Origin of the sequence: Micromonospora sp. NBRC 101691 (assembly GCF_030269285.1) — a bacterium.
GTDB lineage: Bacteria > Actinomycetota > Actinomycetes > Mycobacteriales > Micromonosporaceae > Micromonospora > Micromonospora echinospora.
Genome location: NZ_BSTB01000007.1, coordinates 257,867 through 271,874, shown reverse-complemented (window position 1 = coordinate 271,874; position 14,008 = coordinate 257,867). Strand labels below are relative to the sequence as shown.

16 protein-coding genes are annotated in these 14,008 nt (G+C 70.5%); 2 read left to right on the top strand and 14 right to left on the bottom strand.

What is annotated here, in order from left to right:
• Positions 1-35: 35 nt before the first annotated feature.
• Positions 36-1,478 carry a UDP-N-acetylglucosamine 1-carboxyvinyltransferase gene (murA, locus tag QSK20_RS14255; protein WP_285789083.1) on the bottom strand — a complete coding sequence of 481 codons (1,443 nt, stop codon included), beginning with the start codon at positions 1,476-1,478 and terminating at the stop codon, positions 36-38.
• Between murA and QSK20_RS14250 the strand changes: the two genes are divergently transcribed.
• Both QSK20_RS14250 and QSK20_RS14245 read left to right on the top strand, forming a co-directional pair.
• Positions 1,477-2,049, top strand: coding sequence for a cob(I)yrinic acid a,c-diamide adenosyltransferase (locus QSK20_RS14250; protein WP_285789082.1), 573 nt, complete (start codon positions 1,477-1,479; stop codon positions 2,047-2,049). The genes murA and QSK20_RS14250 overlap by 2 nt on opposite strands.
• 408 nt (positions 2,050-2,457) lie before the next feature.
• Positions 2,458-2,931 carry a hypothetical protein gene (locus QSK20_RS14245; protein ID WP_285789081.1) on the top strand — a complete coding sequence of 158 codons (474 nt, stop codon included), beginning with the start codon at positions 2,458-2,460 and terminating at the stop codon, positions 2,929-2,931.
• 78 nt (positions 2,932-3,009) lie between these two features.
• On the opposite strand, the gene QSK20_RS14240 is transcribed toward QSK20_RS14245, so the two are convergent.
• The 13 genes from QSK20_RS14240 to glyA form a co-directional block, all read right to left on the bottom strand.
• A complete protein-coding gene (locus QSK20_RS14240; protein ID WP_285789080.1) occupies positions 3,010-3,465 on the bottom strand; it encodes a DUF2550 domain-containing protein in 456 nt (151 codons plus the stop codon).
• Between the two features lie 12 nt (positions 3,466-3,477).
• The gene (locus QSK20_RS14235; RefSeq protein ID WP_285789079.1) at positions 3,478-3,762 is read right to left on the bottom strand and encodes a F0F1 ATP synthase subunit epsilon; all 285 of its coding nucleotides are present in this window, start codon (positions 3,760-3,762) and stop codon (positions 3,478-3,480) included.
• A 90-nt stretch (positions 3,763-3,852) separates the two neighbouring features.
• Complete coding sequence (locus tag QSK20_RS14230) at positions 3,853-4,995, bottom strand: LCP family protein (RefSeq protein WP_285789113.1); 1,143 nt, start codon at positions 4,993-4,995, stop codon at positions 3,853-3,855.
• A gap of 225 nt (positions 4,996-5,220) precedes the next feature.
• On the bottom strand, positions 5,221-6,660 hold the full coding sequence (gene atpD, locus QSK20_RS14225) for a F0F1 ATP synthase subunit beta (protein WP_285789078.1): 1,440 nt from the start codon (positions 6,658-6,660) through the stop codon (positions 5,221-5,223).
• Positions 6,660-7,589 (bottom strand): F0F1 ATP synthase subunit gamma, encoded by a 930-nt coding sequence (locus QSK20_RS14220; protein WP_145836725.1) that lies wholly within the window; start codon positions 7,587-7,589, stop codon positions 6,660-6,662. Before QSK20_RS14220 ends, atpD begins: the two co-directional genes overlap by 1 nt.
• 9 nt (positions 7,590-7,598) lie before the next feature.
• Positions 7,599-9,245, bottom strand: coding sequence for a F0F1 ATP synthase subunit alpha (atpA, locus tag QSK20_RS14215; protein ID WP_285789077.1), 1,647 nt, complete (start codon positions 9,243-9,245; stop codon positions 7,599-7,601).
• Positions 9,246-9,338: 93 nt separating this feature from the next.
• A complete protein-coding gene (locus QSK20_RS14210) occupies positions 9,339-10,160 on the bottom strand; it encodes a F0F1 ATP synthase subunit delta (protein WP_285789076.1) in 822 nt (273 codons plus the stop codon).
• Positions 10,160-10,687, bottom strand: a complete 528-nt coding sequence (locus QSK20_RS14205; RefSeq protein WP_088982365.1) for a F0F1 ATP synthase subunit B — start codon at positions 10,685-10,687, stop codon at positions 10,160-10,162. Before QSK20_RS14205 ends, QSK20_RS14210 begins: the two co-directional genes overlap by 1 nt.
• Positions 10,688-10,754: 67 nt before the next feature.
• Positions 10,755-10,979, bottom strand: coding sequence for an ATP synthase F0 subunit C (gene atpE, locus QSK20_RS14200; RefSeq protein ID WP_091450848.1), 225 nt, complete (start codon positions 10,977-10,979; stop codon positions 10,755-10,757).
• Between the two features lie 102 nt (positions 10,980-11,081).
• The gene (gene atpB / locus QSK20_RS14195; protein ID WP_285789075.1) at positions 11,082-11,897 is read right to left on the bottom strand and encodes a F0F1 ATP synthase subunit A; all 816 of its coding nucleotides are present in this window, start codon (positions 11,895-11,897) and stop codon (positions 11,082-11,084) included.
• A gap of 27 nt (positions 11,898-11,924) precedes the next feature.
• Complete coding sequence (locus QSK20_RS14190; protein WP_088982363.1) at positions 11,925-12,140, bottom strand: AtpZ/AtpI family protein; 216 nt, start codon at positions 12,138-12,140, stop codon at positions 11,925-11,927.
• Positions 12,141-12,303: 163 nt separating this feature from the next.
• Positions 12,304-12,705: a Cg1360 family ATP-synthase-associated protein gene (locus QSK20_RS14185; protein WP_285789074.1), complete on the bottom strand. Its 402-nt coding sequence runs from the start codon at positions 12,703-12,705 to the stop codon at positions 12,304-12,306.
• A complete protein-coding gene (gene glyA / locus QSK20_RS14180) occupies positions 12,702-13,988 on the bottom strand; it encodes a serine hydroxymethyltransferase (RefSeq protein ID WP_285789073.1) in 1,287 nt (428 codons plus the stop codon). Before glyA ends, QSK20_RS14185 begins: the two co-directional genes overlap by 4 nt.
• Positions 13,989-14,008 lie beyond the last annotated feature (20 nt).

Here is a 14,008-nt window from a genome sequence, read left to right as displayed (position 1 = left end):
GCGAAGGTTAAGGCCGACCGGTCGCGGGACGGTCGTCAGATGGTGAGCGTGGGCTCCTCCGGGGTCCGGTCACGTTCCACCTCGACCCCGAGGGCCCGCAGGTCGGCGACGAAGTCGGGGTAGCCCCGGTCCACGTGGTGCACGTGGGAGACCTCGGTGTCGCCGTCGGCGCAGAGTCCCGCGATGATCAGGCCGGCTCCGGCCCGGATGTCGGTGGCGCGGACCGGTGCTCCGGAGAGCCGTTCCCGGCCCCGGACCACCGCGTGGTGGCCGTCGGTCTTGATGTCCGCGCCGAGCCGCATCATCTCGTTGGCGAACATGAACCGGCCGTCGAAGATGTTCTCGGTGATCAGGGACGCCCCGTCGCTGACCGAGGCGAGCCCGATCGCCATCGGCAGCAGGTCGGTGGCGAAACCCGGGTACGGCAGGGTCACCACGTCCACTGCGGCCGGCCGGTCGTCCGTCCGGACCCGGAAGGCGTCCGGCCGGGTCTCCACCAGGCTCCCGGCGGAGACCAGCTTGTCCAGCGCGATCTCCAGGAAGGCCGGGTCGACCCCGGTGACCGTGACGTCCCCCCGGGTCATCGCCGCGCCGAACGCCCACGTCCCGGCGACGATCCGGTCCCCCACCGTGGCGTGCCGGACCGGGCCCAGATCCGGTACGCCCTCGATCTCGATGGTCGAGGTCCCCTCGCCGGAGATCCGCGCGCCCATCCGGATCAGCATCGAGCAGATGTCGACGATCTCCGGCTCCCGGGCGGCGTTCTCGATCACCGTCCCGCCCCGGGCGAGCACCGCGGCCATCAGCAGGTTCTCGGTCGCGCCGACGCTGGGGAAGTCGAGGACGATCTCGGCGCCGTGCAGTCCGTCCGGCGCGGAGGCGATGACGAACCCGTGCTCGCCGGAGATCTCGGCACCCATCCGGGTGAGCCCGGAGACGTGCATGTCGAGCCCCCGGGAGCCGATCGCGTCCCCGCCCGGGTGCGCGACCCGCACGTACCCCCGGCGGGCGAGCAGCGGGCCGAGCACGCAGATGGAGGCGCGCAGGCGGCGTACCAGGTCGTAGTCGGCTTCGGAGCCGGGCTGGTCCGGCACGTCGATGGTGACCGAGCGGGACCGGGCCACCCCGCCGTGCGCGACCATCGGATCGACCGGGTCGTCGTCGTCGAACCGGACGCCGCAGCCGAGCCGGCGCAGCACCTCCCCCATGATCGCGATGTCGGTGATCCGGGGAACGTTGGTGATCACGCTTCGTCCGGGGGCGAGCAGCGCGGCGGCCATCAGCTTCAGGGCGGAGTTCTTCGCCCCGACGACGTGCACCGTGCCGGCGAGCCGGGCTCCGCCCCGGACCCGGATCACGTCGACGTCCCGGAGGGCCAGGTCGCCCGCGTCACCGGGCCCCGGGCCCACCCGGGTCGGGACGACCGGCTCCGGTCGGGCCGGCATCGTCAGGTCAGGTATCCGTAGGCTGTGCGTCATGGCCGTCCACCTCACGCGCATCTACACCAGGGCCGGCGACGCCGGCACGACCAGGTTGAGCAACAACGAACAGGTAGCGAAGACCGATCCCCGGATCGCGGCGTACGCCGACGTCGACGAGGCCAACGCGGCGATCGGGGTGGCGCTGGCCCTGGGCCAGCTGTCGGAGGAGCTGCGGTCGGTCCTGGCCTCGATCCAGAACGACCTCTTCGACGTCGGCGCCGACCTGGCCACCCCGGTCGAGCCGGAGCCGGAGTACCCACCGCTCCGGGTGACCGAGGGGTACGTGGAGCGTCTGGAGGGCTGGTGCGACGAGTTCAACGCACGCCTGGGCAAGCTCGACTCCTTCATTCTTCCCGGCGGAACCGCCGGCGCGGCGTTGCTGCACGTGGCTCGGACCGTGGCCCGGCGCGCAGAGCGGGCGGCATGGGGACTGGTCAGCCACGATCCCGAACGAACCAGCACTCTTCCGGCAAAGTATCTCAACCGGCTCTCCGATCTGCTCTTCATCCTGGCAAGAACGGCAAATCCGGACGGCGATGTGCTATGGGTTCCCGGCGGTAAGCGCTGACCGACGTCCCGGCCGGGTCGGGCACCCACATCCCGTCGGGGTCCGGGTACCCGACCTGGCCGGTCCCATCCGCCCGTCCCGGGTCCACGCCGTTCCCGACCGGCAACCTCCGGCTCCGGCCGGACGTGGCGTCCCTCAGGGCGACAGCGGACGCGGCGCACGCCCTTCACGGCGACCGGCGGTGAGGCCGTCCCCCGGCCGCGCGGCTGTTCTGTCCTGGGGCCGACATGCGCATTGCCACCCCCGCTGACCTGCGCTTTCATGACGGCAGAAGGCGGCGGACACCCTGGTGGACGGCAGGTCCGACCACGTGGTCGCACCGGAGACGGGTCCGGGCCGACCGGTCACCGGACGGAACCGTTCCCGCTCCACCGGGTCCGCCGCACCGGTTCTGCCGAAGGAGCGACCATGTCCGTCACCACGATCGGCGCCCGCGCCGTCCGGACCGTCCGCGCGGCGGTCGGCGTCCGGATCGCCCTGACCGCCGTCACGGCGGGCGCGCTCCTCGCCGTCGGCGCACCCGCCCCGGCCGCGCTCCCCCGGCCGGTCGCCCCGTCCGCCACCGGCACGGCCACCACCGGGACCGCCCCCGACTGCCACGGCGGGTACTCCCGGGACGGCGGCGCGCTGGCCTGCTTCGTCCCGTACGGCGAGCACCTCTGGGTCTGCGACACCCGGGCCGACGGGCACCATCCGGGGGTGGCCTACCGCGTCAACGGTGGTTCCTGGGTCTACCGCGACTACGACCTGGGCAACGGCAACTGCCGGGACATCGACCTGGACATCGCCGAGTCCGGCCACATCGACCTGATCCCCCGCAACTACGAGGGCTCGACGGTGGTCAGCGACGGTCCCACGTTCCGGGTCAGCGCCCGGGGCTGACCGCTCCCGGTGCCGACACGTCACCGGCCGGCCGGATTCCCCGTGGCTCGGGTCACGCCGGCCCGCGCCAGCGCCCGGTCAGGCGGCGGGCCAGTCCTGGTGGGCCAGACGCGGCGAGGCCGCCCCGGGCGGGGCGGCCTCGAGCCAGGAGAGGAATCCGGTGACCGTGGAACGCTCCATGGCGATCTCGATCGGGGTCTGCTGGCTCGTACAGTTCAGGATCACCCAGTCGGCGGGCATGGAGAAGCGCTCCTGGCCCTCGGGGAGCCGCCGTCGGCGCACCACCAGGGTCTCCCGGGAGAGCACCCGCTTGGGGCGGATGGCGAAGCTGAACATCCGGTACCACCGGAGCTCGTCACCGGCGAACCGACCGAATCCGGGCGACCAGCCCCGACCGTCGAGCAGGGTGGAGACCCGGACGTGGAGCCGGATGGTGCCGCCGGTGCGGGTCACCAGGGCCCGCCGGAGGAAGAGGATCAGAACCGCCACGACGAAGACGGCGAGGCCGATTCCGATCCCTTCCACGATCTCCATCGGCGGTACGGCTCAGCGGCTCTGCGCGCCGGAGACCGGGGTGGCGCTCTCCGCGAGCACCGTGACGCCCTCGCGGGACACCGAGAGGAAGCCGCCGGCCACCTCGTAGGCGACCTGTCCGCCGCCGGGCAGCTTGATCCGGACCTGACCGGGCTCGGCGAGCTGGCCGAGCAGTGGCGCGTGGCCGGCCAGGACACCCAGCTCACCTTCGGTCGTCCGGGCGACGACCATCTCGGCCTCGCCGGACCAGACCTTCTCCTCGACGGCTACGAGCTCGACGTGAAGCTGCTGTGCCACGCTGTCTCCTTGCTGCGGCGGGCGGTTGGCAGAAGTCTAGTCGCGCGCCCCCTGACCCACTAACGCGGGTACCGAGAGCTGCGACACTCCCTACTTGGCCTTGTTCTGGAAATCGGGGTGTTCGAGCATGAACGCGTCGACCGTCCCGTTGCGCAGCGAGGCGAAGAACTCGTCCGCCTCGGGCAGGAACCGTTCCCCCCGGTAGGCCGACCCGGTGCCGATGCCCTCCGCCGGCAGCTTGACCGTCTGGATCGCGTCCGGCCGCAGGTCCTTGAGGGCGAACGCGAAGTCGACGATGCTGTTCCCGCGACCGCTGAAGACCAGCGACTCGCCGGCGGCCCGGAGCACCCGGTCCAGCTTGATCGGGTTGGTCACCACGTCCGCGCTGAACGCCTGACCCGCCATGGCCTTGACGAACTGCTGCTGGTGACGCTGGCGGCCGTAGTCGCCGTCCGGCACGCCGTTCTTCGGGTAACGCTGCCGGACGTAGTCCAGCGCCTGCCACCCCTCCAGCCGCTGGGTGCCCTTCGGGTAGACCGCCTGCGGACCGAGGTAGCCCCCGCCGCCCGGCCGGAGTTCGCGGTGGGTGCCGTCCGGCTCGCGGTGCTCGGAGCGCACCTCCCGCTCGATGTACATCTCGACGCCGCCCATCGCGTCGACGATCTTCCTGAACCCGTTGAAGTTGATGATCGCCCCGGCGTCGAAGCGGGCGATGCCGGTCTCCTGCTGGATGGTCGTGGCGAGCAGCTCGAAGCCGAGGTTCGGGTCCGGGTTCCGGCCGGAGACCCGGCTGCCGTACGACATCGCGGCGTTGATCTTGTCAGTGCCCCCGTCGAATCCGGACTTGGCGAACGCGGGAATCTCCACACGCAGGTCGCGCGGCATCGAGAAGAGGTACGCCCGGTCCATCTCGACCGGGATGTGCATGACCATGATCGAGTCGGCGAGCGGCGGGTCCTCCGGCTTGCGCGGGTCCACGCCGACCAGCAGGATGTTGAGCGGGCCCTTGATCTCCTTGCGCTTCTCCTGCGCGCCGGCCGCCTGGTCGCCGAAGAGGTCGCCCTTGCCGACCGAGCCCTCGTAGCGGCTGAGCAGGGCCTCGTAGCCCACCAGCACCGCACCGCTGAGCATCAGCAGCACGGTGCCGAACACCGTGCACCACCGGGCCCACCGGGGCACCCCCGCCCACATGGACGACCTCGCGCCCCGCTTACCGCTCCGAGCCACGTACATCTCCATTCATAGCGCCCATGAGGAGGAGACGGGCGCGAGCCACCTGTTCCCTGCGGAAGTCAACGCTCGACACGTGCTGCGGATCGACGGTACCTCGCCGGCACGGCAACTGTCGCATCGAGCGGCGTGGGCCCGTCGAGCCGACACGCGCAACGACCGAGGCCGCCCCGGCGAACCGGGACGGCCTCGGACAAAGCTGACCGGAGAGTCAGACTGATCGGCGGATCAGCCCTCCTTCATCAGCTCCGCAGCCTTGCGCTCCAGGTCCTCCAGGCCGCCGCACATGAAGAAGGCCTGCTCGGGGAAGTGGTCGTACTCGCCCTCGGCGATCTTCTTGAACGCCTCGATGGTCTCCTTGATCGGGACCGTCGAGCCCGGTACGCCGGTGAACTGCTCGGCGGCGTAGGTGTTCTGCGACAGGAAGCGCTCGATCCGGCGGGCCCGGCCGACGGTGAGCTTGTCCTCCTCGGAGAGCTCCTCGATACCGAGGATCGCGATGATGTCCTGCAGGTCCTTGTACTTCTGGAGGATCCGCTTGACCTCGGTCGCGACCGCGAAGTGCTCGGCGCCGACGAACTCCGGGGCGAGGATCCGGGACGAGGACGCCAGCGGGTCCACCGCCGGGTAGATGCCCTTGTCGGAGATCGACCGCTCCAGGTTGGTGGTGGCGTCGAGGTGGGCGAAGGTGGTGGCCGGAGCGGGGTCGGTGTAGTCGTCCGCCGGCACGTAGATCGCCTGCATCGAGGTGATGGCCTGGCCCCGGACGGAGGTGATCCGCTCCTGGAGCTCGCCCATCTCGTCGGCCAGGGTCGGCTGGTAGCCCACCGCGCTCGGCATCCGGCCGAGCAGGGTGGAGACCTCGGAACCGGCCTGGGTGAAGCGGAAGATGTTGTCGATGAAGAGCAGCACCTCCTGCTTCTGCACGTCGCGGAAGTACTCCGCCATGGTCAGCGCGGAGAGGGCGACCCGGAGCCGGGTGCCCGGCGGCTCGTCCATCTGGCCGTAGACCAGCGCGGTCTTGTCGATGACGCCGGACTCGGTCATCTCGGCGATGAGGTCGTTGCCCTCACGGGTCCGCTCACCCACGCCGGCGAAGACCGACGTACCACCGAAGTTCCGGGCCACCCGGGTGATCATCTCCTGGATGAGCACCGTCTTGCCCACGCCCGCGCCACCGAACAGGCCGATCTTGCCGCCCTTGACGTACGGGGCGAGGAGGTCGATGACCTTGATGCCGGTCTCCAGCATCTCGGTCTTCGGCTCCAGGTCCGCGAAGGCCGGGGCCTTGCGGTGGATCTGCCAGTGGTCGTCCGGGTTGAGCGTCTCGCCCTCGGTCAGGTTGAGGCACTCGCCGATGGCGTTGAAGACGTGGCCCTTGACCGCGTCACCCACCGGCACCTTGATCGGCGAGCCGGTGTCGCGCACCTCGGCGCCCCGGACCAGGCCGTCGGTCGGCTGCATCGAGATCGCGCGGACCAGGTTGTCACCCAGGTGCTGGGCGACCTCCAGGGTCAGCGTCTTCTCGCCGCCGGAGAGCGTCACGTCGACGTGCAGGGCGTTGAACAGGGCCGGCATGGTGTCGCGCGGGAACTCGGCGTCGACGACCGGGCCGATGACCCGGACCACGCGACCCGTGGCCGTCTTGGTCTCTACTGGGGCAGTCATCACACTTCACTTCCCGACGCGGCGAGCGCGTTCGCGCCGCCGACGATCTCGCTGATCTCCTGGGTGATCCCGGCCTGGCGGGCCGAGTTCATCTCCCGCGTGTACTTCTCGATCATCTCTTCGGCGTTGTCGGTGGCGCTCTTCATCGCCCGCCGCCGGGCCGCCGACTCGCTCGCCGCCGACTCCAGCAACGCCGCGTAGATCCGCGTGTTGATGTACTTCGGCAGCAGCGCGTCGAGCAGCGCCTCCGCATCCGGCTCGAACTCGTAGGCCGGCAGCAGACCCTCGGACCGCGGGCGGTCCTCGATCTGCATCGGACCGATGACCTTCGCCACCGGGACCTGGGTGATGAGGGACTTGAACTCGGTGTAGACGATGTGCAACTCGTCCACGCCGCGCACACCGTCCGGTCCGGCCCCGCCGTCGACGTCGTCCGCACCGGCCGCGAACGCCCGGATCAGGGTCTCGCCCACCTCGCGGGCGGAGGCGAAGTCCGGCTGCTCCGAGAAGCCCGTCCAACTCGCCTCGACCGGCCGGTTACGGAACCGGTAGAAGCCGACGCCCTTGCGACCGATGACGTAGAGCACAGGCTCCTTGCCCTCGGCCTGCAACCGGGCGACCAGCGACTCCGCCATCTTGATCGCGTTGGAGCTGTAACCCCCGGCCAGGCCCCGGTCGGAGGTCACCAGCAGGACGCCCGCCCGCCGCACCCGCTCGCGCGGGGTGAGCAACGGGTGGTCGATCCGCGCGTTGGAGGCCAGCGCCGTGAGCACGCCGGTGATGGCCTGGGCGTACGGCAGGGATGCCGCCACCCGGGTCTGGGCCTTGGCGATGCGGCTCGTCGCCACGAGCTCCATCGCCTTGGTGATCTTCTTCATCCCCTTCGCCGAGCGGATCCGTTGACGAAGAACGCGTACCTGGGCCGCCATGAGTCAGCCCTACTGCTTCTCGACGTCGTCGCCGCTGTAGCGGGTGACCTTCTCGCGGTCCACGTCACCCTCCATCGGCTTGGCCGGCGCCTCGTTGATCCGGGGCTCGTCCGCCTTGCTGAGGAAGGACTGCTTGAACTCGCTGATCGCCGCGTCGAGCGAACCGATGATCTCGTCGTTCCACTTGTTGTCGGCGATGCCGGCCAGGACACCCTCGTGCCGGTGCCGCAGGTGCTGGAGGAACTCCGACTCGAAGCGGCGGATCTCGCCGACCGGGACGTCGTCCAGCTTGCCCTCGGTGCCGGCCCAGACCGAGACGACCTGCTCCTGCACCGCGTACGGCGAGTAGTTCGGCTGCTTCAGCAGCTCGACCAGGCGGGCACCGCGCTCCAGCTGGGCCCGGGAGGCCTTGTCCAGGTCGGAGGCGAAGGCGGCGAACGCCTCCAGCTCGCGGTACTGGGCGAGGTTGAGCCGCAGCGAGCCGGCGACCTTCTTCATCGGCTTGACCTGGGCGGCACCACCCACCCGGGAGACCGAGGTACCGACGTTGATCGCCGGCCGGACGCCCTGGTTGAACAGGTCGGTCTCGAGGAAGATCTGACCGTCGGTGATCGAGATGACGTTGGTCGGGATGAAGGCCGAGATGTCGTTGGCCTTCGTCTCGATGATCGGCAGACCGGTCATCGAGCCGCCACCCAGCTCGTCGGAGAGCTTCGCGCAGCGCTCCAGCAGCCGCGAGTGCAGGTAGAAGACGTCACCCGGGTACGCCTCACGGCCCGGCGGGCGGCGCAGCAGCAGCAGCGAGACCGCGCGGTACGCCTCGGCCTGCTTGCTCAGGTCGTCGAAGACGATCAGGACGTGCTTGCCGCCGTACATCCAGTGCTGGCCGATGGACGAGCCGGTGTACGGGGCGAGGTACTTGAAGCCGGCCGGGTCGGACGCGGGCGACGCGACGATGGTGGTGTACTCCATCGCGCCCGCCTCCTCCAGGATGCCCTTGATCGAGGCGATCGTGGAGGCCTTCTGGCCGATGGCGACGTAGATGCAGCGGACCTGCTTCTTCGGGTCGCCGGTGCGCCAGTTGTCCCGCTGGTTGAGGATGGTGTCCAGGGCGACCGTGGTCTTGCCGGTCTTCCGGTCGCCGATGATCAGCTGCCGCTGACCCCGGCCGATCGGCGTCATGGCGTCGACCGCCTTGATGCCGGTCTGGAGCGGCTCCTCCACGGACTGCCGGGCCATCACGTTCGGGGCCTGGAGCTCCAGCTCACGGAAGCCCTCGTTGGCGATGTCGCCGAGGCCGTCGATCGGCTGGCCCAGGGCGTTGACCACGCGGCCGAGGAAGGCGTCGCCGACCGGCACCGAGAGCACCCGGCCGGTGCGCTTGACGCGCTGCCCCTCCTCGAGCTTGGCGGAGTCGCCGAGGACGACGACACCGATCTCCCGGACGTCGAGGTTCAGCGCCACGCCGAGCGTGCCGTCCTCGAACTCCAGGAGCTCGTTGGTCATGGTCGAGGGGAGGCCCTCGACGTGGGCGATACCGTCACCGGTGTCGGCGACGGTGCCGACCTCCTCGCGGGAGACGTCGGGCGAGTAGGAGGAGACGTAGCGCTCCAGGGCGCCGCGGATCTCCTCCGTCGAGATGGTCAGCTCGGCCATCCTCTGCTTCCTTAAGTATCAGGGGCCCGGGATACCTAGTACCGACCGGTCCGAATGGCGTATGTCATTCAGGGCGCTGAGCGGTTGGGCTGGTCAGCGCTTCGCGAGCGCGTTGCGGGTCTCGTTGAGGCGGCGCAGGACGGTGCCGTCGTACAGGTCGGAGCCGACCCGCACGCTCGCCCCACCGAGGACCTCGGGGTCCACCGTCTGCTTGACGGAGACCTCCCGACCGTATATCGCGGCGAGGCGGGCACCCAGTCGGCGCTCCTCGTCCTCGGTCAACGGGGCGGCCACGGTCACGTAGGCGATCTGCCGGTCGCGACGCTCGCCGACCAGCTCGACCAGTCGGCTGAGCGAGCCGGCCAGGGAACGCCCGCCGAACCCGCTCAGCGCCACCTCGACGAGGCGGAGGGTGATCGGACGGGCCTTGCCGGCGAGCAGGTCCCGGGCCAGGGCGGCCCGCTGCTCGACCGGGGCCGTCGCGTCGCCCAGCGCTGCGGCGAGCGCCGGCTGGGCGGCGACCACCTGACCGAAGCGGAACAGCTCGTCCTCGACCTCGCCCAGGTCACCGGCGGCGTCGGCGCTGGCGAGCAGCGCCTCAACCCCGAGCCGCTCGGCGCCGTCGAGCAGTTCCGACGGCACCGACCAGCGGCCGGAGACCAGGGTGGACAGCAGGTCGAGCGCGTCCGCACCGACCTTGCCCCGCAGCATGTCGCCGAGGAGCCCGGCCCGGTCCGCGCCGGACCGGGCCGGCTCGGAGAGCGCCCGACGCAGCCGGGGCTCCCGCCGCAGCAGACCCGCCACGGCGAGCAGGTCGTCCGCGGTGGCGGCCACGGCGTCCGGCTGCGCGCCGCGCGCGTACGTCGCCAGGCGCTCGTCGGCGGCCCGGTACGACTCCCGGCTGGCGGCCTGCATCAGCGGGCCCCCGTGCTCTCGAGGTCGGTGAGGAACCGCTCGACGGTGCCCTTGCGGCGGGCCTCGTCGGCCAGCGACTCCCCGACGATCTTGCTGGCCAGCTCGACCGCGATGGTGCCGACCTCGGTGCGCAGCTCGCGCACGATGGTGGCCCGCTCGGCAGCGAGCTGCTCCTTGCCGGCCGCGATGATCCGGTCGGACTCCTCCCGCGCCTTGGCGAGGACGTCCTGCCGGATGCCCTCCGCGTCGGCCCGGGCGTCGTCCCGGATCTTGGCAGCGTCGGTGCGCGCCTCGGCGAGCTGCGCGCGGTACTGCTCGAGGAGCTGGTTCGCCTCGGCCTGGGCGGCCTCGGCACGCTTGATGCCACCCTCGATGGCGTCGACCCGGGCCTGGTACATCGCCTCCATGCGGGGGAAGACGAACTTGCTCAGGACCCAGAGGACGAGACCGAACGCGACGAGACCGACGATGATCTCAGCCAGGGGCGGGAGCAGGATGTTCCCGCCCTCTTCCGCTGCTAGGTACATGGACACTCCCCTTCGCCAGCGGCCGACCAACGAGGGCCGGCCGGTTCAGCTAAGCGCTGGCTGGGTCTCAGCCGCCGAGGGCGAACGCGAGCACCAGACCGAGCAGGGCAAGCGCCTCGACCACGGCGAAGCCCATGAACATGTAGACCCGGGTCAGGCCGGCGCTCTCCGGCTGGCGGGCGGTCGCCTGGATGTAGGCGGCGAACACCAGACCCACACCGATGCCCGGGCCGAGCGCCGCGATGCCATAGCCGATGACGTTGACGTTGCCTGAGATCTCGGCCAGGAACATGGTTGGTTTCCTCCTGCGGGGAACGCGTGACCGTCACGCGTTCGACTAGGTGAACTTTTCAGTTGTCGTTCTCGGGGGGATGGAACGGTGCGCGTCGACGCCTCAGTGCTCGTCGGCGAGCGAGGACTGCAGGTAGGTCGCGGTCAGCAGGGTGAACACGTACGCCTGCAGGATCAGGATGCCGAGCTCGAAGAACGTCATCAGGATCGCCATGGCCCAGCTGAGCAGGGCGACCGGCTTGATGAAGATCGACTCCGCGTTGAGCAGCGCGACGCCACCGAGGGTGAAGACCAGCAGGATCATGTGGCCGGCGAACATGTTGGCGAACAACCGGACCGCGAGGGTGACCGGGCGCAGCACCAGGTTCGACACGAACTCGATCGGCACCAGGATCGGCTGGACCCAGAGCGGCGCGCCGCTGACCCAGCAGCTGGCCTTGATGTAGCCGAAGAAGCCGTGCTTGCGGATACCGACCCCGACGTAGACCAGCCAGCTGGAGGCGGCCAGGACCATCGGGAAGGCGATGTGCGAGCTCGGCGAGATCTGCGCGAACGGGAAGATGCCCCAGATGTTCAGCAGCAGGATGAAGACGAAGAGCGAGGCGAGGTACGGCGCGAAGCGCACGCCCTGGTGCCCGATGATGTCCTTGGCGATGTTGTCCCGGGCCAGGCCGTAGACCGACTCGGCCATCCACTGCCGCTTCGTCGGGACCAGCTGCGGGTTCCGGTAGCTGATCAGGAAGAAGAGAATGGCGATCGCGGCCGCGATCCAGACCAGCAGGGCGATCTTGGTGAAGGCCGGCTCCCAGGCCGTCCCCTCGAAGCCGGGAATCAGGCTGCGGTAGTTGAAGCTGTCAACGCCGGGGGGGAACTCCGCCGCCCGGATGTCCGCGGCGGCATAGGTCGGCAGCTCAGTCAACTCGAACCCTCCGTCGGTCGGGCATGGTCAGGCGCCCAGCCTCTTCATGGTCAGGTAGACCCCCGCAGCCGTGCCGCCGATCAGTCCGATCAGCAACCCGACGTTCGGAAGATCCAGCCACCGGTCGACGAGCCAGCCGGCCCCACCCCAGACGGCCATGCCGCCGAGCAGGTAACCGACCGCAGCCCAACCCGCGTCCACACCCTGGGGTGCGGGACGTTTGTCGGATCGGTCGTCGGCCATGACGGAGCGAACGGTATCAGCCGCTCGAACGAGGCTGTGAGTCACCCCCCGCACAACCTCGTCGTGTGGGTCAGGGAAGCCTCGGCTGGCGGATAGGCTACGCCTGTCTCGCGCTTGACGAAACTCCATCCCCGGCGTGGCGACGGCAACCCGACAGCCGGATTCAGTCACCAGGGGTGCTCACCTGCGGACGGTGGTCGCGGAACGTCCACCAGACCTGGGCGGACACCCAGCCGATGGTCGCGACGATCATGGCGGCGGCCATCATCCGGATCCCGCCCCAGCCGGCGTCGACGACGCCGAACATCACCACCCCGAACAACAGGAACTTGGTGATGTACGTGGTCAGCCCGACGCTCATCACCATCTTCGGGTGCACGGAGTCGGCCCAGGCGACCGCCAGGCTCGACAGCGCGTAGCTGAAGGTCACCAGGGCCACGCCCGCCGCCCCACCGGCCGCGCCCGCGCCGCCGTCGACCAGCCAGCCGACTCCGGTGGCGAGCACCAGCAGCACCGCGGAACTGAGCAGCGGCAGGACCAGGTGCCGCAGTCGCTGCCGGATCACCGGGGGTACGCCGGGAACTCGCGGACCAGCTCGGCCACCTCGCCGGCGATCCTGGTCAACTCGGCCGGCCCGTCGGGCCCGTCGGGGTCGGTGCGTACCGCACGGGCGGTCAGCGCGGCGATCTGCCGCATCTGCGGCTCGCGCATGCCCTGGGTGGTCACGCTGGGCGTGCCGACCCGGATGCCGGAGGCGACCGTCGGCTTCTGCGGGTCGTACGGGATGGCGTTCTTGTTCAGGGTGATGCCGGCGGCGTCGCAGCGGGCCTCGGCGTCGGCCCCGGTCACCCCGATCGGGCGCAGGTCGACCAGGGCGAGGTGGGTGTCGGTGCCACCGGAGACCGGCCGCATCCCTTCGGCGGCCAGCCCGTCGGCGAGCGCCCGCGCGTTGCGGACCACCTGCTCGGCGTACGCCCGGAACTCCGGCTGCGCGGCCTCGCGCAGCGCGACGGCCTTGGCCGCGACGGCGTGCATCAGCGGGCCGCCCTGGGTGAACGGGAAGACCGCCTTGTCGATCCGGGCGGCCAGCGACTCCCGGCAGAGGATCATGCCGCCGCGCGGGCCGCGCAGCACCTTGTGCGTGGTCGCGCAGACCACGTCGGCGTACGGCACCGGGGAGGGCACGGCCCGCCCGGCGACCAGGCCGATGAAGTGGGCGGCGTCCACCATGAGGTACGCCCCGACCTCGTCGGCGATCTCCCGGAAGCGGGCGAAGTCGATCAGGCGGGGGTACGCCGTCGCGCCGCAGATGATCATCTTCGGGCGGTGGGCGAGGGCCAGTTCCCGCACCTCGTCGTAGTCGATCAGCTCGTTGTCCGGGCGGACGGTGTAGCCGACCGTGGCGAACCACCGGCCGGAGAAGTTCACCCGACTGCCGTGGGTCAGGTGACCGCCGTGCGGGAGATCCATCGCCAGCACCGTGTCGCCGGGCTGGACCAGGGCGGCGTACGCGGCCAGGTTGGCGCTCGCCCCGGAGTGCGGCTGGAGGTTGGCGTGCTCCGCGCCGAACAGCTCCCGTGCCCGGGCGATGCCGATCTCCTCGGCCCGGTCCACCTCGGCACAGCCGCCGTAGTAGCGGCGGCCCGGGTAGCCCTCGGCGTACTTGTTGGTCAGCGTCGAGCCGAGCGCGGCGAGCACCGCCGGTGAGGTGAGGTTCTCACTGGCGATCAGCTGGAGGCCGCCACGCAGCCGGTCCAGCTCGCCGAGCACCACCGACGCGATCTCCGGGTCGGTGGCCCTGAGCTGGTCGAAATCCGGCCCCCAGAAGGTGGGCGTCGCGTTGTCCACAACGACAGAGTCTATGGGGC